General features: G+C 44.4%; 16 protein-coding genes. 7 read left to right on the forward strand and 9 right to left on the reverse strand.

The genetic code is table 11. From position 1 onward, the window contains the following. Window positions 1–28: 28 nt before the first annotated feature. Window positions 29–1,183 carry a hypothetical protein gene (locus tag ACQY73_RS09955; RefSeq protein ID WP_428664960.1) on the forward strand — a complete coding sequence of 385 codons (1,155 nt, stop codon included), beginning with the start codon at window positions 29–31 and terminating at the stop codon, window positions 1,181–1,183. Between the two features lie 198 nt (window positions 1,184–1,381). On the opposite strand, the gene ACQY73_RS09960 is transcribed toward ACQY73_RS09955, so the two are convergent. Together ACQY73_RS09960 and ACQY73_RS09965 are read right to left on the reverse strand one after the other, a co-directional pair. Then, window positions 1,382–2,578 carry a DUF5009 domain-containing protein gene (locus ACQY73_RS09960; RefSeq protein ID WP_428664963.1) on the reverse strand — a complete coding sequence of 399 codons (1,197 nt, stop codon included), beginning with the start codon at window positions 2,576–2,578 and terminating at the stop codon, window positions 1,382–1,384. A 50-nt stretch (window positions 2,579–2,628) separates the two neighbouring features. Further along, complete coding sequence (locus ACQY73_RS09965) at window positions 2,629–3,738, reverse strand: family 20 glycosylhydrolase (RefSeq protein ID WP_428664965.1); 1,110 nt, start codon at window positions 3,736–3,738, stop codon at window positions 2,629–2,631. 488 nt (window positions 3,739–4,226) lie between these two features. On the opposite strand from ACQY73_RS09965, the gene ACQY73_RS09970 reads away from it, so the two are divergent. Next, complete coding sequence (locus tag ACQY73_RS09970) at window positions 4,227–5,066, forward strand: hypothetical protein (protein WP_428664968.1); 840 nt, start codon at window positions 4,227–4,229, stop codon at window positions 5,064–5,066. Between the two features lie 27 nt (window positions 5,067–5,093). On the opposite strand, the gene ACQY73_RS09975 is transcribed toward ACQY73_RS09970, so the two are convergent. Next, a complete protein-coding gene (locus ACQY73_RS09975) occupies window positions 5,094–5,507 on the reverse strand; it encodes a lipocalin family protein (protein WP_428664970.1) in 414 nt (137 codons plus the stop codon). A 19-nt stretch (window positions 5,508–5,526) separates the two neighbouring features. Beyond that, window positions 5,527–7,347, reverse strand: a complete 1,821-nt coding sequence (locus ACQY73_RS09980; protein WP_428664973.1) for an alpha-amylase family protein — start codon at window positions 7,345–7,347, stop codon at window positions 5,527–5,529. Between the two features lie 65 nt (window positions 7,348–7,412). On the opposite strand from ACQY73_RS09980, the gene ACQY73_RS09985 reads away from it, so the two are divergent. Further along, on the forward strand, window positions 7,413–8,561 hold the full coding sequence (locus ACQY73_RS09985; protein WP_428664976.1) for a glycosyltransferase: 1,149 nt from the start codon (window positions 7,413–7,415) through the stop codon (window positions 8,559–8,561). 69 nt (window positions 8,562–8,630) lie between these two features. Here the strand turns inward: ACQY73_RS09985 and ACQY73_RS09990 are convergent, their stop codons facing one another. The 4 genes from ACQY73_RS09990 to serA all read right to left on the reverse strand — a co-directional run bounded on the left by ACQY73_RS09990 (window position 8,631) and on the right by serA (window position 12,647). Continuing rightward, a complete protein-coding gene (locus ACQY73_RS09990; protein ID WP_428664978.1) occupies window positions 8,631–9,158 on the reverse strand; it encodes an NADPH-dependent FMN reductase in 528 nt (175 codons plus the stop codon). A 17-nt stretch (window positions 9,159–9,175) separates the two neighbouring features. Then, window positions 9,176–9,841, reverse strand: coding sequence for a cytochrome c oxidase subunit 3 (locus ACQY73_RS09995; protein WP_428664980.1), 666 nt, complete (start codon window positions 9,839–9,841; stop codon window positions 9,176–9,178). Further along, window positions 9,820–10,629, reverse strand: a complete 810-nt coding sequence (gene ispE / locus ACQY73_RS10000) for a 4-(cytidine 5'-diphospho)-2-C-methyl-D-erythritol kinase (RefSeq protein ID WP_428664983.1) — start codon at window positions 10,627–10,629, stop codon at window positions 9,820–9,822. The genes ACQY73_RS09995 and ispE overlap by 22 nt, the downstream gene beginning before the upstream one ends. Window positions 10,630–10,742: 113 nt before the next feature. After that, complete coding sequence (gene serA / locus ACQY73_RS10005; protein ID WP_428664985.1) at window positions 10,743–12,647, reverse strand: phosphoglycerate dehydrogenase; 1,905 nt, start codon at window positions 12,645–12,647, stop codon at window positions 10,743–10,745. A 231-nt stretch (window positions 12,648–12,878) separates the two neighbouring features. Here serA and ACQY73_RS10010 point away from each other — a divergent pair, with 231 nt between their 5' ends. Genes ACQY73_RS10010 through ACQY73_RS10020 form a run of 3 tightly spaced genes read left to right on the forward strand, consistent with a single transcriptional unit; the run spans window position 12,879 to window position 19,087 of the window. Then, window positions 12,879–14,690: a glycoside hydrolase family 9 protein gene (locus ACQY73_RS10010; protein ID WP_428664987.1), complete on the forward strand. Its 1,812-nt coding sequence runs from the start codon at window positions 12,879–12,881 to the stop codon at window positions 14,688–14,690. 54 nt (window positions 14,691–14,744) lie between these two features. Next, entirely contained in the window at window positions 14,745–15,992 is a 1,248-nt protein-coding gene (locus tag ACQY73_RS10015) for a metallophosphoesterase family protein (RefSeq protein WP_428664990.1), read from the forward strand. Further along, complete coding sequence (locus tag ACQY73_RS10020) at window positions 15,989–19,087, forward strand: SbcC/MukB-like Walker B domain-containing protein (RefSeq protein ID WP_428664992.1); 3,099 nt, start codon at window positions 15,989–15,991, stop codon at window positions 19,085–19,087. The genes ACQY73_RS10015 and ACQY73_RS10020 overlap by 4 nt, the downstream gene beginning before the upstream one ends. A 179-nt stretch (window positions 19,088–19,266) precedes the next feature. Here the strand turns inward: ACQY73_RS10020 and ACQY73_RS10025 are convergent, their stop codons facing one another. After that, window positions 19,267–20,031 carry a YdcF family protein gene (locus tag ACQY73_RS10025; RefSeq protein ID WP_428664995.1) on the reverse strand — a complete coding sequence of 255 codons (765 nt, stop codon included), beginning with the start codon at window positions 20,029–20,031 and terminating at the stop codon, window positions 19,267–19,269. 100 nt (window positions 20,032–20,131) lie between these two features. Here ACQY73_RS10025 and ACQY73_RS10030 point away from each other — a divergent pair, with 100 nt between their 5' ends. Then, window positions 20,132–21,562 carry a thioredoxin-like domain-containing protein gene (locus tag ACQY73_RS10030; protein WP_428664998.1) on the forward strand — a complete coding sequence of 477 codons (1,431 nt, stop codon included), beginning with the start codon at window positions 20,132–20,134 and terminating at the stop codon, window positions 21,560–21,562. Window positions 21,563–21,579: the final 17 nt, after the last annotated feature.

The raw sequence follows: 21,579 nt of genomic DNA on the forward strand, positions 1-21,579 counted from the left end.
GTTATTTTTGCTCCTATAAACAACGAATATGAAGCGCTCTTTTACCTTTATCTTTGCCACTCTTCTACTTTTTACAACTTGTTTTATCGGCTGCAAAACCGCTAAAAAAGCATTCAAACGCGGTGATTATGACGAGTCGGTTCTCCGGGCCGCCGATAAGCTCAGAGACAGTCCATCAAGTTCGTCTGCCGCTGATATTCTCAAACAGGCGTATCCATTGGCGTTGCAGCAAAACCTGGACGACGTAGCCCGTTATCAAAACTCTCCTGAAGCTTTCCATTTAGAGCCGGTTGTCAATGCTTACGAGCGTCTTAATCGTTTGTATGACGCTTTGCGTAAATGCCCGGCCTGTGAGCGTTTGGTAACTGTTCGAAGCTTCATGCCGGAGGAGAGAGACGCACGCGAAAAAGCAGCCTCCGAGCGCTACGAAGCCGGCATGGTTTCGATGCGAAATAAAGAAAATCGGCAGATGGCCCGTCAGGCATATGAGCATTTTGAGAAAACGAATGCCCTGCTGGGTGGTTTTCGCAATGTGCAATCCATGCTGGACGAATCGTATGAATACGCTTCCTTTAAAGTAGTGGTGGAACAGGTGTTGGTCACGTCGCGGGCGTATCAATTGAGCAATGAATATTTTCAAAACAAGGTCAACGAATTTTTACAGACCAATAAGCGCCTCAATAAGTTTGTTCGGTTTTATTCACCACAGGAAGCTTCAACGATACGTCTAAAGCCCGACCATGTTGTTAAACTCGAATTTGATGATTTTGTGGTGGGACAAACGCTTATTGCATCCAATACCGACGTAGTCACCAGCAAAGATTCCGTCAAAGTGGGAGAAACAACCGTGAACGGTAAAAAAATAGCAGTTTACAACAAAGTAACCGCTAAGTTGACCCGTACGCGCAAATCGGTCCTTTCGTCAGGTTTGTTGGATATGCAGATCATGGATTTTCGCAATAAATCAGTCGTAACACAGGAGAAATTCCGTGGAGATTATACCTGGAATTGCGAATGGGCCAACTTCAACGGCGATGAACGTGCCTTGACTTCCGATCAAAAAAGACTGTGCAATGTGCGTGAGCTCAACCCACCGCCGCCGCAGCAACTTTTTATTGAGTTCAGCAAACCCATTTACGACCGTCTCACAAGCAAAATTCGCGATTATTATAAGAATTATTGAGGCGTTGGAGTTTATTGTTGCCGGTTAAAATGTGGTTATTTAACAGCTACAAGGTGTGACCTCTACGAGGTCAATGAAATTACCTGTTCAAATTATTCTGTAAACGTATGACCTCAGAGAGGTCATAGGATTTTTATGCGGTTTCTTCTCAAATACGCCATAGGCGTGAAACGTTTATAGCATCGTATAATGGCAATGTTAAATTTTCAGCTTGATATTCAGTTTCCCCAACGCAGCCGTGATACCTATCACAATGAAAGCATAGACCAACGATTTCAACAATCCTACGGCACCATATTTAAGGGCCTCGGGCAAGCTGAAAGGCAATAAATCAGCTATGCTGTAATAGAGATAGGGAATCAGATAACACGTAAGCGTGGCCGTACCGGCCGCTTTGACAGGTGCAAACCACTTAGCTTTTCCTCTCAGATCAACCCAAAAATAGATCGCCGAGAATAACATAAAAGCAATGCCGCTGCAAAGAAACACCCACGTAGGCGTGGCCTGAATTTTAGAGATAATAAAGAAGTTTCTCAACAGCAGTCCGATCAGCACCATCGCTACGCCGATACTCGTAAAAATAGACGGCACCTGCGTTCTTTTATTTTTTTTGTGCAACCATTCCATCAATAGCGTACCCAAAAGCCCCGTCATCGCGAAGGCGTGGAAAGCGCCATTCCCCAAAATCCAATCGCGCGGACCGGAAGGCCAAACTTCTTTGAGCCACCCGGCATGGCCGGCAATGGTAAAAAAGGTAAAGATGCTCCACGAAATGAGCAGCCAATTTGAATTTTTGTAGGCAACCAAATAAATGAGCGCGCATCCAAGATAGGTCCAACCGATAAGGCCCAAAATGCCCCACCACTGTGTTTTCATTCCCACAAGCGCACTGTTCTCGCCTGCTTTGAAGATAAACGCCAAATAACACAACAGTGTCACTCCCAGCACTTGCAGTCCAAGAAAAATATACTTCTTAGTACCTACACTTTGGGGATATACGTTCCAGATCAGGAAAAAGCCAATGACCATTATGATCTGAAACCATTCCCTCCCCATGCCCGTTGCCTCGGCATTCAGGTCAGGAACATTGACGGTAAAAACACCCATGACGATAAGCGCCACGGAGCGCAAAATGATATGAGTGATAATTTGTTGATAACTGTCGCCTTTTGCCAGACGACTTTGGACGGCAAAAGGAATCGCCATTCCCAAAATGAAAAGGAAGCACGGAAAAATAATATCCGAAAATCCCAGAAAATCTTCCTCTGCTTTAGCGTGCTCAAGCCAATAGGGAATCCCTGTCAATGACCAAAAATCATTGACAAATATCATCAGAAGCATTGTCAGGGCGCGAAAAGCATCAATTGACAAAACACGCTTTAGGGTAATTTGCACAGTAGAGAGGAATTTAGGATCAGAACGTTAAGAGCTTATGTATTTCAAATTTAGCGGATTGCTTTATTTATTTCTTCATACATGGTTTTAAAGCAATTGGAAGCGGTATTTTCTCCCGCTTTTTCGTTTACTTTTACCCCGTAATATTCATCCCAAAACGAACCCGCCGGCGACCAAACGGTTTGCATCATTCCAAAAAATCGCGGTTTCATTTCCTTCGTAGCCGTCGCTCTGAATTTTAACATATCTTGGGTTTGAAGCAGTGCATTTTTGGGATTTCGCCAAGGACATGTAATGACATTGAAACCTTTCATCGCAAAATAAACGGCGGTTTGGTCGGGGCGTTCATAATGCCAATCGCAGATCACTACGTCTTTCGACAACAGATCAATGGCCTGATGGGTGTTATTCATACTTCCCTCCCATTCGCCGATGCCCGTGGTTTTCCCGTCGATGAGTCGGTCGCCCCAGATCCAGAGTTTACGATCTTTCAACGCCAAGTGATTTCGAATGGTATTGACTTCTCCCGCAAACAATTCAGCTTTGTTTCGTCCGCTGCAACGCGGGCATTTATCGTCACCGATGTAAAATACTTCGTCCATGCCCGCATGAAATGCCTTGCTTTCAAAAGCGGCACATATTTCGTCTACCAAGTCAAAAACCACTTTGTGTACTCCCGGATGCAACGGACAATAGCTTTTACAGTACAGCCCGTCGGTATTCGGCCAAGCATATTTTTCGGGCATTTTTACATGAGGGGTTTCATCAAATTCAGGATAGACCCGCAGCAGATTATGGGTTGTGGTAGCCCACGATTGATGCCCCAGCAAATTGATCTGCGGGATAATTTGAATAGCATTTTTCCGACAGACCGCCACCAGTTTTTTTACCTCTTTGCTCGACAAAGCAATGCTGTCGCGCAGTTCAGGGTGACTTTCAAATTGATAGTTGAAATCGACGCGCAAAATGAGCGTGTTCACTTGCCGAGGTGCCAATTCTTCATTGATAAATTTTAGGAAGGCATCCAACTGCTTCGGCTGAGGAGCGGCAATACAAAATCCTCTGACCGGCAATAAACTATCCGGTCTTGTGGACTGAGCCAAGAGAATTGACCCAAAAAAGGTAACAAAAAGGAAAGCAAGCGTGGTGATTTTTTTCATTGCAGCAAAGGAATAACGCATACAAACAAGCATAAAAAACAAAAGATCATAGAGAGCACCAGCTACTGATAGCACCTTTTCATTGTAAAACCTAAAAAAAGATGACTTTTCGAGTTAAAAAGGCATGAAATATGCTAACAATTATTTTAACTCTTCGGTATATTCTTTATTTTTGATTCTGAAAAACTCCGTTCCTCGTTCCAAACCCTTTACTCAACCAATGTACCCACTTAAACACCTTCCCACTACAAGACATTTTGCATTCTTATTCATGGACAATGGCGATGAATATCAAGCGATTTACCCCATAGATTCTAAAAGTCATTAGGGAAATTCGCTGATTTTTTCGTACAGTTTTCCTGCAATTTTCGGCCGGCAGCTCACAACCGCCTATATATCCTCTACCCGCTGTTGGTGGAGAACGGCTACCATTTAAGGAATTCGACCCATTTACTAACCTATGTATAACCTATAAAAACCCACTCAAAATGTCATCTATTTACACCAACCCACAACATCTTTACTCACAATTTACGGCTACGCCAAAATCCCATCATGCATTAATGATTTTGGGAAATATGCGTTCCGGAGCTTCTTTTGTTGCCAAGTGGCTGCGCGCCTGCGGACTTTTCATCGGCGATGAGTTTTATCGGGTAACGCCCGAAAATCCTCATGGCTATTTTGAAGACAAACGCTTTGTACGCCTTCAAAAAGCAGCCCGTGAAGATCAATTGGCCGCTTCTGAACCATTGCTTCCCGTTGACTTCATAGAAGAAGCTCAAAAACTGGTCGCGGCCAATAGCGAAGCACATTCACAATGGGGTTGGAAAGCCCCTCAGACGTGTTTCTTTTTGGATGAATGGAATTACATTTTGCCCGAAGCCAAAGCAATCATTGTGTTTCGGCCTTATCTTCAGGTGCTTGATTCCTGGAAGCGGCGACACATTGAAGCGCAGCAACGGCGAAAAAACACCCTTTCTTACTTGGTTCATCGTATGAAACTAAAAGCAGGGTTAGGTTCTTTTGAAACCAAACATTTAAAGAATTGGATCATGCTTAATTATTTCATTCTCCAGTTTTTGGAATCAAAAAATCCGAATGATTATGTATTGATCGAACTCGACCAACTGCAAACGCATGACAGGCAATTGTTTGACCATTTGACCCAAAAAATGGGTTTTTCGTTAAATTATACCGACATCAAAGAGATTTATCCGACCGAGCCACCGCAAAAAGAAGTGAAACTCCCACGCGGTCTTCCCAGAAAACAGGTCGTTGAAGCCGAGCGGATTCTGCGCCGACTCAGAGAAAAGAAAACATTTGCGTAAGTGGAAGACAGATGCTTTGGCTTCTATCTAAATTCGCTTAAACTTGGCTTGGTAATTAAAATTTTCAGGATACCGAGATGGCAATATCCAATCAAGAATGAGGGTTTGTGAATCGATTTGAATGATAGTTGCTTTCACAGGTCTTGGACAATCTATAAAAGGGTAACAACCGGCTTCACCATAGGTAAAAAAAAGTGTATTACCTGAAAGCTTATAGGAGTTATTGTGGGAACAATAGCAATCTATTGTTCCCAAATCTATTATTCCATTTTTTTTGAACTCAATACGAGAACCTACCCTATAACTAGTGCTATCCCAGTCTTTAGTACTGTCCTTTACCTCTGTAAGTTGCCAAATTCCAACTAATTCAGGATACAGTTTCTCTTTACAAGCTGAAGAGAGTATAAAAAGCAGCAGTATTAAGCACCATTTTTTCATCATTATTTTCAAAATAGATACATCATTTTACACCTTTTATCTCAAAAATACGAACGCTGTTCTCACTCATCGTAACGGGTACTCCCTGCGCCGCTTCTACGGTAAGGGTTTGAGGAGCATGAAAGATTTCTTTCAGGGTATATTTTCCGGTAGCCGACAGTCCCATTGTTTCCCAGGCGTGGGCAGGAATTTTAACGGTTGTTTGAACGCCGTTGTGCAAATCAAAATTACAAACGATCAATAATTTCTGTTTGTCGGTATGGCGCAGATACGTATATTGCTTGGCGTCGTTATAGCCCGCGCTTTGTCCATTATTGTTGGCGTATTGCAGATCATAGAACGCACCGTTTTGAACGGCATCACTTGAATTAACTAATTTGAGCAAATCAGCATAAAAGCCTCGCAACTTTTTCTGCTCTTCGTTGAGTTTGCCGCCGTCGAATTTGCCGCCGTTTACCCAAGCCTGGTATTCGGTAACACCCCAATAATCAAACATAGTTGTACGTCCGTCTTCGCCCGAAAAACCTTCGGCAACGGTTGGATTCACGCCCACTTCCTGACCAAAATACAACATCAACGGCCCGGAATGCAGCGTAGCCGAAACCACCATTGCCGGAATGGCGTAAAATGGATTTTTGGCAAAATATTTCGAAGCAATGCGCTGCTCATCGTGGTTTTCCAAAAAACGCACCATCCGATTGGCAAAATCTCCCGATTCCTTTTGCCATACCCGTGTAATATCGGCCGTATGGCCACCGCCTTCCATCAATCGACGTAACGAATCGTACAGGCCGACTTTATCGTAGAGATAATCGAATTTGCCATTGAACAGATAGTTACGATACTCCGCAGGATTGTATATTTCAGCAATGAAGATTGCAGCGGGATTTATTTTTTTTACTTCGGGAATCACCCAACCCCAAAACTCAAAAGGCACCATTTCGGCCATATCACACCGAAAACCGTCCACACCTTTAGCCGCCCAATAGAGCAAAATATCACGCATTTTCAGCCACGTGCTCGGAATGGGGTCAAAATGCCTACTGCGATTGTTCAGGTAATCAACGCCATAATTCAGCTTGACGGTTTCAAACCAATCATTGATGCTCGGCTTGGCCGAAAAAACGTCATTGCCGGTTGCTTTAGCAGGAAATTCTTCGTACGGAAAAGTTGAAATTCCCGGCGGCACAGGCACATTGTCCGGAACCAAAAACTTCCGATTGGGCAAATAATAAAAATTATTTTGGGGATTAAATGCCTGATCATAATGCTCGCCCTCGCCAAAATCTTTGACACCTGCGGGTTTTACGTCTGATTTATAATGCCGTGCCACATGATTCGGTACAAAATCAATGATCACTTTCAGGTTGGCCTTGTGCGAACGCTCTACCAATGCTTCAAATTCAGCCATCCGGTTTCGTACATCCACGGCCAAATCAGGATTGACATCGTAATAATCTTTGATGGCATAGGGCGAACCGGCAATTCCTTTGACTACGTAAGGGTTATCTTTGGGGATATCGTAAGCAGAGAAATCGGTCATGGTGGCATGCTCGATCACGCCCGTATACCAGACGTGAGAAATGCCGAATTTTTTCAGTTCTTTGAGCGCTTTATCGGTAATATCGTTGAATTTCCCGACGCCGTTTTCGTCGCGGGTACCGTAAAATTTGTTGGTCGTATTCAGGTTTCCAAACAGGCGGGTGTAAATTTGATAAAGAACGATCTTGTCAGTCTGAGGTGGGTTCATACGCGGTTCTAATTTTGGTGACGGTTGAGCTACTACACTTGCAACAAACAAATTAGCAGCAAGCCATAGAGGGGCTTTTATAGTAGTTTTCATTCATCATAGGTTTAAAAAAGCAGGTACTTTTTTCAAAAATAAGGGGATTAGCCCATATTTGCAATATGCATAAACCTCCCCCGCGCCAACGAGTTCTGTTACTCAGTACGGTTCATTCAATGACCGACCCACGAATTGCGGGAAAAATTGCCCTAAGTTTAGAGGAGTATTATGAGGTGTATACAATAGCAGTGGCCGCCCCAAAAGAATATTTCAAGCCCCCCGGCATGGACAAAAACGGTGTTGCTTTTAAGCATCATTTCAGCCAATTACCTTATTTCCAACATCTTATATGGCGCCTGCTTTGGGTTCACCCAATGGTATTTATCAAATTTTTATGGATACGGCCGCACATCGTTCATATTTTTGTGGCAGAGCTGTTGCCGTTGGCGTTTGTGTTCCGATGGTTGGGAGCTGAGATCGTGTATGAAGTTCAGGAAAATCTTTACAAAAAACTCCCGCTCAAGACCTATAACCGAGGTTGGTTGTTTGAAAATGTTTTTCGGTACTTCGACCATCGTGCGCGCCGATTGTTCAAATTTGTTTTTACCGAAGATGCCTATTTGAATGAATACCAAAATCTTCAACAACCCTATGCTATTGTTCATAATTTTGCAACGTCTCAGTGGCTATCGCAGCCGGTTCCTGTTCCTGACTTGCAACGGCCTACCTTTTTTTACGCGGGAGTAATCAGTTTTGAACGCGCTTTTGATACCCTGTTGAGTGCAATGGTGATCGTCAAACAACACTATCCCAATCTGGTGCTTCATTTATTCGGTCATTTACGAATTCCGCAACAAACGTTGAATGAACGGGAAGATTACCGGCAAGTCAACGAAAATTTGATCTTTCACGGATATGTACCGCAGCAATTGGCCTTTCTTCATGCGCGTAAAGCTCTTGCAGGCATTGCCTTGCTCAAACCTGTCGGTGATTATACCGATTCGTATCCTACTAAGTTGTTTGATTACATGGCTTTAGGTCTGCCGGTTATTACGTCAGATTTACCATTATTGAAGGCAGTGGTTGAGCCAAATCAATGCGGCTTTTGCGTTTCTCCGTACGATGCCGAAGCCCTTGCCGCTGCCATGTTGGCTTGCATTGAGTATCCCAAAAAATGGCAGTCAATGGGCGAAAATGGGCGAAATGCCATAAAAACGACCTATAATTGGGAAAATGAAGCGAAAAAATTAGTAGAATTATATCAAAAATAGCAATTATCTGCTATTTTTTGAAGAAACGCCGGGCTGACCGAAAAAATTGAAATATCGTAAGTGTGTATATCAATTAGGGATCTTTTCAATAAGTGCATTCATTACCGCCTTTACTTTGTTTAGCGTGACCGGATCAATGATCGTGCGATCTCTAACCTTAATTTTTACGTTTGAGATCACCAAAGCAGTAGTATCATCAATATCAGCTTCAATGATGCGCAGCGTTTCCAACAAGGACTGATGCGCTTTTTCGCCCAAGGTAGAGGCTGTAATTAATGCGGTGGGTTTATGCGAAAATTCCATCGAAGATACTGTCCAATCCAGCGCATTTTTCAACGTGCCGGGCACGCCCATAGCGTATTCGGGCGTACAGATCAAAATGCCGTCGCTTTCACTCAGTAATTGACGAAAATCCGAAACCGAGGCATCAACATTTTCATGATCATCGTCGGGATTAAAGTGAGGTAAGGAAGCGAGGTCGGTAAATAAATAAAGCTCAATCCTGTCTTTTTCCAGTTCGGCAATCGCGTGTAAAAGATCCAGATTGGTGGAATTTTGCCGGGTGCTTCCACAAATACCCACCATTTTCTTTTTCATACATCAATGAATCACTCTCAAAAGCCGTGATGATATAAGAGAAAACTGAACAGATACAGCCACAACACGTCTACAAAGTGCCAATAAATGGTAATAAGTTTGATCTTGAGCTGGTTGGGGGGATTAACGCTGAATACAAAAGCATCAACGTACGTGCTGTTTTTAAGTGATTGATACACCGCCCAACTCAGCACTGCAATGCCAACAGCAATATGGAAAATATGCAATCCCGAAAACAAATAAATGAACCCAACCGAAGGATTATTGACGGTCGAAATGCCCGCCTCAATGAGTTGCCGCCAACCCAAAAATTGAAGAATCACAAACAAAACCCCTAAGAAAAGAGTAGCCGACATATATAAACGAAACTGCGGATAACGGTCGGTACGAAAACTGTGATTTGCCAAATGCAGGGTAAGACTGCTGACGACAATGGCAAACGTACTCACCCAAAAAAGCGCGGGCAGCGGCACGTCCGTCCAATAAACGCCCGCTGATTTTCGCAGGGTATAGACCGCCAGCAAGATGGTAAAGATCAATACGCTTCCGCCTATGCCCATCCAAAGCATAAAATTGAACGGCTCACGCCGCTTCGTAAAGCGATTTTCTTTAACAATAGAAGCCTTCCCCATGATGATTGCCTGCGGCCAATTGAAGGGAGTTACATTAACTCTCCTTGCCAAACGGTATATTGTGTGAAAATGTTCTCTAAATCGGCTGCTTTCTCAAAAATACCATAAATAGTTGAACCGGAACCCGTCATTGCGGCATAGACAGCACCTTTTCCGTATAACAGTGCTTTTATTTCGGGTAAAACAGGATATTTCTGAAAAAGCCCTTTCTCAAAATCATTCTGAATACAATGACGCCATTCCGGCATCGGCCGTTGCAGTGCTTCCAACAAATTTACCGTGGGCACTTGGGGTTTTACGCCGGCGTAGGCTTCGGCCGTTGAAATGTGCAGATTTGGATATACTAAGAGGATGTATTTGCCTTTAAGTGAAAGCGAAATATCGGCAAAGCGGTCGCCTTTTTCGTAGCAGTAAACGGGTTTGTTCTGAATAAAAAAAGCGCAGTCACTTCCCAATCGGCGGGCGTAATTTTCCAAGGCCTCCGTCGAGAGTTCTAACCGATAAAATTGATTTAAAAGTGTGAGTGTAAAGGCTGCATCGGAAGAACCACCGCCCATGCCTGCGCCAATCGGAATAATTTTGAGCAAATGCATTGCCAATGGCGGTAAATCAAAATCGTTCTTGAGCAATTCATATGCTTTCACGCAGAGATTTTTGGCAGGGTCGCCGGGAATATCAATGCCCGACGACGAGAAACTAAATTCATTTGCGGGAATTACTTCCAACACATCTGACCATCCTACGGGATAAAAACACGATTCAAGGTTATGAAAACCATCGGAGCGTTTTTCGGTGATGTGAAGTCCAATATTTATTTTGGCGTTGGGGAAAGTAATCATACAAAATTTTATTCACGCAAAGTGGCAGAGGAGCGGTCCGCTACTGCGGCAGAGACGCAAAGCTTTTTTAAAGAAAGACTTTCCAAGTCTTGGAGACTTGGAAAGTCTGATAACTAATATAACATCCGAAACTTGATGGTTTCTTCCATTTCTTTGATCTCTTCCACAAAACCATCAACGTAGCTGCGCTCTACGTCCATAATGACGTAGCCGATCTGGTCGTTGGTTTTGAGGTATTGCCCCGTGATGTTGACATTGTAGCGGGCAAAGATATTGTTCAGTTTCGCCAAAATACCCGGCACATTACGGTGAACGTGCAAGAGACGGTGAGAGCCTTTGAGCAACGGCAACTGCACTTCGGGCACGTTGACACTGCCCGTTGTGCTGCCGTTGTTGATGTACTCCAACAAACGCTCAGGCACGTAATGCCCAATGCCTTCCTGCGCTTCTTCCGTACTGCCACCGATATGCGGCGTCAGGATTACGTTGGGGAGGCCGCGAAGTTCACTTTCAAAAGCTTCGTTGTTGGTTTTGGGTTCGTACGGAAATACGTCCAAACCTGCCCCCCATACTTTTCCGTTTTTAAGGGCTTCCACCAACGCCTCCACATCCACTACGTGGCCCCGCGCAAGGTTGAGAAATACGACTCCGTCTTTCATAAGCCCGAACTCACGTTTGCCGATCACATTTTTATTATCTTTACGGCCGTCGATGTGAATACTCAAAACGTCTGAGATCTGTAATAACTCATCCAAAGACTTGAGTTTTCTGGCGTTACCGATGGGCATTTTGTCGACCACATCGTAGAAATACACTTCCATTCCCAAGGCTTCTCCAATGACCGACAATTGAGTACCAATGTGGCCGTAGCCTACAAGCCCCAGTTTTTTGCCGCGTACTTCAAAGCTGTTGTTCGCCGATTTATCCCATTTTCCGGCGTGCATTCCCACACTTTTAGGAAACACATTCCGAATCAACATGATCATTTCGCCCACTGCCAATTCTACCACCGAACGGGTATTGCTGTAAGGAGCGTTGAAAACCGCCACGCCCTGTTCGGTCGCGGTTTTAATATCTATTTGGTTAGTACCGATGCAGAATGCCCCAATCGCGATCAGGCGCGGAGCATTTTCCAGTACCCGGCGCGTTACCATTGTTTTGGAACGAATGCCTAAAATGGTTACGTCTTTGATCTTTTCGATCAGTTCATCTTCATCCAATGCCCCTTTTACAAACTCTACATTAAAACCCTGATCTTCAAACGCTTTTCGAGCTACGGGGTGAACGTTTTCGAGCAATAAAATCTTGATGCGACTTTTAGGGTACGATTGTGAGCGCGGCAGGTTGTTCAAAAACAAAAACTCATCCAATGACGGCACAATGTGGTCAGCCACACTCGTTACTTTCTCACGTTCAACATTTTCCGTGAACGCATAAAAACGATTTGCTAATCCGGAAGCACGTAATTCGTAATCGGTATAGCCATCACCAATAGCGCATACATCGCCTTCCAAGTTGAGGGATTGGAGCAGTTTTACTTTTCCTTTGTCTTTTGAAAGAACGTTTTCATCGTCCACGCCGATGATGTTGCCGTCGGTGTCGAAGCGAAAAGTATTGGCATATACATTTTCTTCTTTGAGCCCCAATTCGGTAACGATCGGCACAATAAACTCTTTAAAGCCGCTTGATATGATCAGAATTGTATCGGCGTAATCGCGCAAAAAAGCCTGATTTCGGAGGAAAGAATCGGATATTTTAGTACGTAAAAATTCGATCAAAGTAGCGATGTGCGAACGATTGGCCTGTAAAAGTTCGATACGAAGGCGTAACCCTTCGGCAAACGACATTTCGCCGTTCATGCCTTTTTCGGTCAGGTCACGGATTTGTTGCACCACTTTTTCGCGGTTGGGATTGCCCGCAAGAGCAATGTTGGCCAATTCGTCCAAGCCTTCGACCTGCGTAAACGTGCTGTCAAAGTCAATAACGTAATAGGTTTGTTCGAGCGTGTTGGTAAGCATTGAGCGGTAATTTATGTGTTTATCGGTGGGGGCTGCGGACGATTGTCCAATCAGCGTGCAAATTTACCGTTCCTTTTTGTCATTTTTGCAGAGTTATATGAAGTTTCAGCATTTATACATTCTCTTATCATTGTAAAACCGCCAAAACAGGCAAAAAACCATGCTTTTAATCCCCTATTTTAGCATGATAAAATATTCAGTAACCGGTTGTTTATTACTCTTTAACAAAATATGAACCCCGCTCAAAACCCTTGGAAGAACGTATTTTGCATCACTGCACTCCTGTTCCTTTTGGGAACTTCGCGGAGCATAAATGCCCAAACTGCGCCCAAAGCGTACATTCGTTACAATCAGGTTGGATACCTGGCTGCCGATGCTAAAGTAGCGTTGGTTCTATCAAAAGAATCATTGAACGGGAATTTTATCATTCAACATACCACCACAAAACAAATAGTATTCAAAGCGACTTTGCAGGCAAGCAGAACAAAACCCTGGGCGCCTTTTCAATATTATTATGACCTTGATTTCAGTGCTTTTAAAATTGCTGGAACTTATCAAATTCAACTCGAGAACTCCGATGTACAATCGGGAAGTTTTACCATCGGCGGTTATCCGGCGTATCAGGAACAATTACTGTTTTTCATGCGCCAACAACGGTGCGGCTATAATCCCTACATCGACCAAGTTTGTCACCAAGGCGATGGCAGAACCTTCTTCGGACCGTTGAAAGACTCTTCTTACATTGACGCAAGCGGAGGTTGGCACGATGCCGGCGACCAACTTAAATACCTCATTACGAGCAGCAACGCCACGGCACGCATGCTTTTGGCCTATGAATGGGCCAAAGACCGTTTTGCAGATAAAGTAGACGATCTGGGTCACGCACACCCCAACGGCATTCCCGATGTACTCGACGAAGCCAAGTGGGGCTTGGATTGGATGCACAAAATGCACCCGGCACCCGACCAACTATACCACCAAGTAGCCGACGACCGCGACCATCGCGGCTTTAAATGGCCGCACAAAGACAACGCCGATTATGGCTGGGGGCCTAACAGTTACCGCGCCGTCTATTTTGCGGACGGAAAACCGCAGGGGGCCGGCAAGTACAAAAGCGAAGCCACGGGTGTAGCCAATCTGGCCGGGCGCTCCGCCGCCGCAATGGCCATTGCGGCGCGCATCTGGAAGAATGACTTGAAAGACCCGATTTTTGCCGCAAAATGCCTCAAAGCCGCCATCGAATTGTATGCTTTGGGAAAACAAAAAGAAGGCTACCAACAGGGAAACAGCTATAGTCAGCCCTATCGCTATACCGAAGATACGTGGGCCGACGACATGGAATGGGGAGCGGCGGAGTTATATAAAGTCACCAAAAAAGAAACATATCGAACCGATGCCAAGCGGTACGCCCGTCTGATCGGCACTACGTCATGGATGGAAAAAGATACGGCGGCTCATTATCAATTGTACCCTTTTGTCAATGTAGGGCATTCCGCTTTATATGACATTGCCGATGCCGCCACCAAAGCAGAATTAGCAGGTTATTATCGGCATAACCTCGAACGCGTAGCCAACAAAGGTGCCCAAAATCCGTACGGCATTGGGGTACCTTTCATTTGGTGTTCCAATAATTTGGTCACGGCGTTTGTGACGCAGGCGATCCTGTACGAACGCATGACGGGCGACAAGCGCTATCACGCCGCGATGTTGGCACACCGTGATTGGCTGCTGGGTCGTAATCCGTGGGGAACATCGATGTTTACGGGCATTCCTGAAAACGGCGATTTTCCGCTGGATGTGCATTTACCGTTGTGGCATTTTACCAAAAAAGTGATTCCCGGCGGCTTGGTCGATGGGCCTTTATGGGAAACTATTCACGGGAAAATGGTGGGACTGACCTTGTCGGAATCGGATGAATTTGCCCAATTTCAGCCCGATCATGTCAAATACATGGATGATATCGGGGATTATTCCACCAATGAACCTACCATGGACGGGACAGCTGATGCCATTTTCATGTTTGCATTTTTTGCAAACCTATAAGGTCGTTGAGACCTTATAGGTTTAAATATAGGTTTTAAAAAAGAATAAAGTATAATGAAAATCCTGCATACGGCCGATTGGCATTTGGGAAAGAGACTTGAGCAGTTTTCGAGGCTGGAAGAGCAGAAAGAAGTATTGAACGAAATTTGCGAGATCGCAGAAAGGGAGTCGGTAGATGCCGTAATTATTGCGGGTGATCTCTTCGACAACTTCAACCCTTCTTCGGATGCGATGGGACTGCTTTACAGCACATTACACCGGCTCTCCGATTTTGGAAGTCGCGCTGTCATTGCCATTGCCGGAAACCACGATTCGCCCGAGCGCATTGATGCGCCCGACGCACTGGCACGGGTTTCAGGAATTATCTTTGTTGGGTTTCCCAATGCGCACGTTCATCCCTTTGAAACCCGAAACGGACTGAAAGTAACCAAAACCGACAAAGGTTTTGTAGAATTTCAGCTTCCCCACACCGAGGTTCCGCTGCGTTTGATCATTACACCTTATGCCAACGAAATCCGTCTGAAAACATTTTTAGGGATTGAAAAATCAGAAGAAAGCCTGCGGGAGTTGCTCGAAAGTCATTGGCAGTACCTGTCTGATACCTATTGTGATGACAAAGGTGTTAATCTATTGGCTACGCACCTCTATGTAATGCGCCGGGACGATGAGAACCCGCCCGAAGAACCCGACGATGAGCGTCCTATTCTTCACATTGGTGGAGCACAGGCTATCTATACTGACAATTTTCCTACCCAAATTCAATATGTAGCATTGGGGCATTTGCATCGGTATCAAACCGTCAGTAAACAACCCTGCCCCATCGTATACAGCAGCAGCCCGTTAGCTTATAGTTTTGCCGAAGCCAATCAAACCAAATACGTTGTCGTTATTGAAGCAGAACCCGGCAAGCCGGCCGACTACCGTGAGATAGCATTGACAAAAGGTAAAAAATTGCTCCGCGCGCGTTTTGAACAAATAGAAGAGGCATTGGAATGGTTAGGCGGTTGTCAGGATGCCTTGGTACAATTGACCATCGTAACGGATAATTTTCTGGAATCGGCCGACAAAAAACGCCTGACCGAAGCGCATACCGGCTTGATGCCGATCATTCCGGAAATACGGACCAAAATGACCGAGAACGGCACCGCTGGAAAGCTGTTGGAGTTGGAAGGAAGCAGCATGGAAGAATTATTTATCGACTATTTCAAAAACAGCAAAGAAGGCAAAGGGCAAATTCCCAACGAATCGTTGTTGGGAGTATTTAGAGAGATTTTGTCCCTCGATGAAGACGAAGCACTATGATACCGGTCAAACTCATTTTACAGGGAATCCATTCATACCGAGAAAAGCAGGAAATTGATTTTTCAGAACTCACAGCGGCCGGACTTTTCGGCATTTTCGGCAAAGTAGGCAGTGGAAAATCAACGATTTTAGAAGCGATCACTTTTGTGTTGTACAACGACATAGAGCGACTGAATAACCGCGAAAATCGAAGCTACAACCTAATGAACCTGCGTTCTGATCGCTTGTACATTGATCTGGTGTTTCGTACCGGACACACTCAGGCTCTCTATCGGTTTGTGGCCGAAGGCCGACGCAGCGGTAAGCATTTTGACCAAGTAAAGATCGACCGGAAAGCCTATCAATGGATGCCCGAACTCAACGACTGGGCGCCCATTGCGGCCGAAAACCCTGCCGAAAAGATCATTGGCCTCAGCTACGAAAATTTCAAACGCACCGTGATCATCCCACAGGGACGTTTTCAGGAATTCATCGAACTCCGCGATGCCGAACGCACTCGGATGATGAAAGAACTGTTTCAACTCGAACGGTTTGAGCTTTCTGATCGCGTAAAACGCATTTTGAGTCGCACCGAGAACGACTTGGAAAACATTGACGGTCAGCGCAAAGCGCTTGGTGATGTTACAGGGGATATGTATGCCCAAACCAAATTAGACCTTCAGAATGCACAGGCGTTGTTAAAACAGGAAAAAGATCAACTTACGCGGAAACAAAACGAGGAAAAAGCAATAGAGGCATTGATGAAATTGTTCAATCGCCTGCTCGAAATCGAGGAAGAGATCAAAAAAGCAGAAGCACAAACCGACGTATTTCAACGTCGCCGACAGCGCCTTCAACAGTTTGAACAATGTCAGTTGGGGTTTAAGCCTTTGTTTGATCGAAAGCAGGATATTGCTAACTACATCAGCCGGGAAACCGAAAAGCAGAATGCTATCCAGAAACAGGTAGATACCTTACGAGACACCTTAGAAAAGAACCAACTTGAACTCGATAAACTGCGTCCTGCCCATGAAAAGTGCAGTCAAAGTCTGGTAGAAATTGATGATTTAAAAGCAATTATAAGCATTAAAAAAGCGGAAGCCGAGCGGGATAAACTTCAAAAACGCATCGAAGACGGAAAGGAGAAACTACGGCTTCGGCAACTTGCACTCAAAGACCGCAAAACAAATTATGAAGTCCTGAAAGAGCAAAAAACGGCGCTCCGAAATCAGTTACCCGATGTAACTGTATTGTTGGAAATAAAGAATTGGTTTGACCGTAAAGAAGGGTTTTTGAAAGAAAAGGAGGAACTCAAAAAGCAAGCCAATGACTTGGTCAAAAATGAACAGATTGCGGGCAAAGCAAAAGTGTCATTGTTTACGGAGGAAATACAGATTCTGATTCCAAAATCCACTCCCGAACAATCCTTTGACACCATTTATGAAGCGGTTGAAACGACACGTCAACAGCTTATCAAACAGGCAGAAGCGCTGGATCCTGAAATTCTGCACCTTAATACGCAAAAAGCACTGCAACAATACGCCGGCGCATTGCAGGAAGGCGAGCCGTGTCCGCTCTGCGGAGCCGTACATCATCCGCATACGCTGACGGCCGAAACTGATTACAACGTGCATATTCGGCAATTGCAGCAGCGGCAGGAGCAACTTAAGAATACCGCTACCCAAACGTTGAGCCAATGGGAGAAACAACTCAGAAAAGTAGATAAGGATTTGGCATTGGTTCAATCTCAAAAACAGGAAGTCAAAAAATACTGGGATAAAAAAATAGAAGAAATTCGGGAACACGAAGCCCAGTTTAGCTGGAAAGATAGTGACAATACCGACCGCAAACCGTTGGATTTAGCATTGGAACAGGCAAAAACGCTCCAGCTCGCGCTGAATCAGGTAGAAAAACAACTCGAAATTGAGGAAAAGGGAATACAACAGGACGATATTGAACTGAAAGAAAAGTACGAGAAACCCATTGAGAAATTCGGGCAGGAAATCGCCTCTTTCGACGGTATCATTCAACAGGCTACCCGCCAACTGAAAATCCTGACTACTGCCGCGTTTACCGATGTTGATGCAATGACGCTTGAGCATAAAGCGTCAAAACGGGAAGAGGAATTGAAAATGCTTATTCAGCGATTTGAAACCTTAGATATAAAGATCAGAAAACAACGGGATGAGATCGGGCCGTTGATGGGAGAAATTTCAAGCCTGCAAACAACCATCATTAACCACCGAACTGATTGGGAGAAAATTGTAAAAGACATTGATGCACTTTTACGATCCCACCAAATTACGTCTGAAGAAAATGTTACGGAGATATTAAGTTGGAAATTGGACGTGATCTACGAACGGGAAGTCATCGCCGAATTTGATCGGAATCTGTTTGCTTTTCGTAAAGAGCGTGAAGACCTTCAACAAACCACCAAAGATCAATTGCCTGATGCTGAACTGTATGCGCAATTGTTGAAAGAAATAGAACTGCTTCAACAATCCATCGAAAAATGGACCGGCGAGCAGGGAAGGCTAACGGCGTTAGAACAAAAACAGGCAGAGCAACTCCAACATCAAGCCGACCTGCTTCAGAAAAAAGCAAAATTGGAACTTCGTCAGGCAGACCTTAAAACGCTTGAAAAGATGTTTAAAGGAAGTGGATTTGTCAATTATGTCTCGTCGGTGTATTTACAGAATTTGTGTAATCAGGCCAACGACCGTTTTCACCGCATGACGCGCCAGCAACTGCAATTGGAAATCAACGAAACCAATAATTTTCAGGTACGTGATCTGCTCAACGACGGCAAGATCAGGGCGTTGAATACGCTCTCGGGTGGGCAAAAATTTCAGGCCGCCCTGTCGCTTGCTTTAGCTCTGGCCGATAGCGTAAACAGTCAAATTGCCTCGCAGGAAAACTTTTTCTTTCTGGATGAAGGATTTGGTTCTTTGGACAGGGAATCGCTGCAAACAGTTTTTGATACCTTAAAATCATTGCGAAAAGAGAATCGTGTAGTGGGCGTTATTTCACACGTGGAAGAGATGCAACAGGAAATAGACCGCTATCTCCATATTACCAACGACGACGAACGAGGGAGTTTTATCAAACTTTTATAATTTTCGGTTTCTCAAAACCGAAAGCACGAAGATAATCTTTCGGTTTTGAGAAACCGAAACCGCCGGGTTTGAGAACCCGGCAGCACGCTGAATCGTAAAGCACTGAGAAGTGCCGTCAGGTTCTCAAACCTGACGGTTGGGTTTCTCAAAACCCAATGTACAAACAGGCGCTTTCAGTTTTAAATATATCCCACCATTTTATACACTACATAGCCGATCATTTCGTGCCAAACCAGATAAAAATAGGCCAATGCATCCTCAGACGGGAATAGTTTATCAAACCATAGTATACTATTTTCCTGAAGATAATGTCCCGGCCAAGGCACCACAGTAATACCTTCTTTATTAAAACAACCGATAGAACGACGCATGTGAAAAGCCGAAGTGATCACGACGCATTTGTTCGTTTTGAATTGTTCTTTTAAAATTTTGGCCGTATTGATAGCATTTTGGCGCGTATTCAGGGAAAGCGAGTCCTGAATAATGTCAGCAGCGGCCACACCGGAGTCGATCAGGTACTGCCGAATACCTTCATTTTCAGAATTATTTACTTTTGAACCTCGCAACGACCCTTCACCACCGCTGATGATGATCTTTTTGATTCGGCCTCTTTTGTACAATTCAAAAGCTTGTAACGCCCGGTCGCCGCTTTTACTGAACCAGATGTATTTGGAAGGCCGATGGTACGATTTGATAATACCGCCCGTTAAAACAACGCCCACTTCATAGGTAGATTCCCGATCCAAGGGTTTTAGCTCCCACCACTTCAGCAACTCATTTACGAGAATCGGATTGCTTACCAGATAAAGCCCCACTAACGTACTTATCAAAACTTTTCTGCTTCGGGCACGGTTTTTGGTCAAGATGGCATAAAGAAAAGCCATGCAAACCATGGTCAGAGGCATCAGAAAAACATCAATGGTTTTGGATAAAATATAAAACATACAGCCTGTTTTAAGTATAGAGACGCTAAAACTGTAAAAAATTCGTTTAACTGACTAAAATAAATGTTCTAATTTTGAGGTTCATAAAACGCATAAAGCGATGAAATTAAAACGTATCCTTTTTCCTTTACTTCTGTTTGTCAGTAATTTAGTTGTTGCCCAGTCAGCTTACCGTATTGAAGGTCAAATCAAAGGGCTTACGGGAGGCAGTTGCATTTTAGCCAACTACTATGCCGCCCAAATATACGCCAAAGACACCGCCCAAGCCGATAATAACGGACATTTTGTGTTTGAAGGCACCAAGCCTTTGTCGGGTGGTATCTATGAAGTCGTACTTCCTGACCGCAAAACGCTTTATCGGGTGCTGATTACCGACGACCAGAATTTCAGCTTTACCGCCGATACCACCGATATTGTAGGCAGCATGAAAGTAACGGGAAGTCGTGACAATGAGCTGTTTTATGATTTTCAGCGCTTTATGAAAGGCAAAGAAGGTGAATATCAAAAACTCAAAACCCAAAAAGTACCCGACAGCGACAAGCGTTACAAAGATATTCAGGACCAACGGAAGGCTTTTTATGATAATTTCATGAAGACTAACGAAGGAACGTTTACCGTAAAACTCTTCAAAGCATCCGCCGAACCCGAACTGCCGACAGCACCTAAACTTCCCAACGGCAAAACCGACTCGGCTTGGGTCTTCAATTATTATAAAAATCATTATTGGGACAACTTCGATTTCGCCGACGCCCGCATGCTTCAAACGCCGTTTCTCCATCAAAAATTGGAACGCTATATCAAAGACCTGACCGTTCAGGTGGAAGATTCGCTCATCAAAGAAGCTGATTTTATCGTCAATAAAGCCATCAAAGGAAAGCAGCAGGATATTATTTCGTATTGTATTTGGTACATTACCAATCAGTACGAAATGCCCAAAACGGTAGGAACCGAAGGCGTTTTTGTACACATGGGCGAGAAATATTACCTCACCCGAATCATGCCCATTTCCGACACCGCCACGCTCAAAAATGTTGCCGACCGTATCAAAGTGCTGAAGCCGTTGCTTGTCAACAAGATCATTCCTGACTTGGGCGTCATGAGCTATCGCGCCCCCGACAAGTTGGAATACATTCATGGTAGTAAGGCAGATTATGAAATTCTGTTTTTCTATTCTCCCACTTGCGGACATTGCCGCGAATCAGCACCCAAGCTGAAAGCATTCCATGACAAAATGCACGCACAAGGCGTTGATGTCCTGACCATTGCCATTGACGGAAACGAAGAAGAATGGCGCAAATTCATCAAAGAATTTAAACTTGAAACCTTGAACAATGGCTTCGGATTGGTGGCTTCCCGTCAGGTAGTGTATCGCACCGATTACGACGTTTTATCAACCCCGACGGTCTATGTTTTGGATAAAAACAAAAAAATTATTGCCCGCCGGCTGGGAGTGGAAGATTTGGAACCATTTTTGAATGTTTATAAAAAGCGCCTTGCGATGGAGTCCAAACCCGCAGGGAATCGACAATAAACAAACGTTCCTGAATC

This window comes from Runella sp., assembly GCF_965279615.1.
Taxonomy (GTDB): domain Bacteria; phylum Bacteroidota; class Bacteroidia; order Cytophagales; family Spirosomataceae; genus Runella.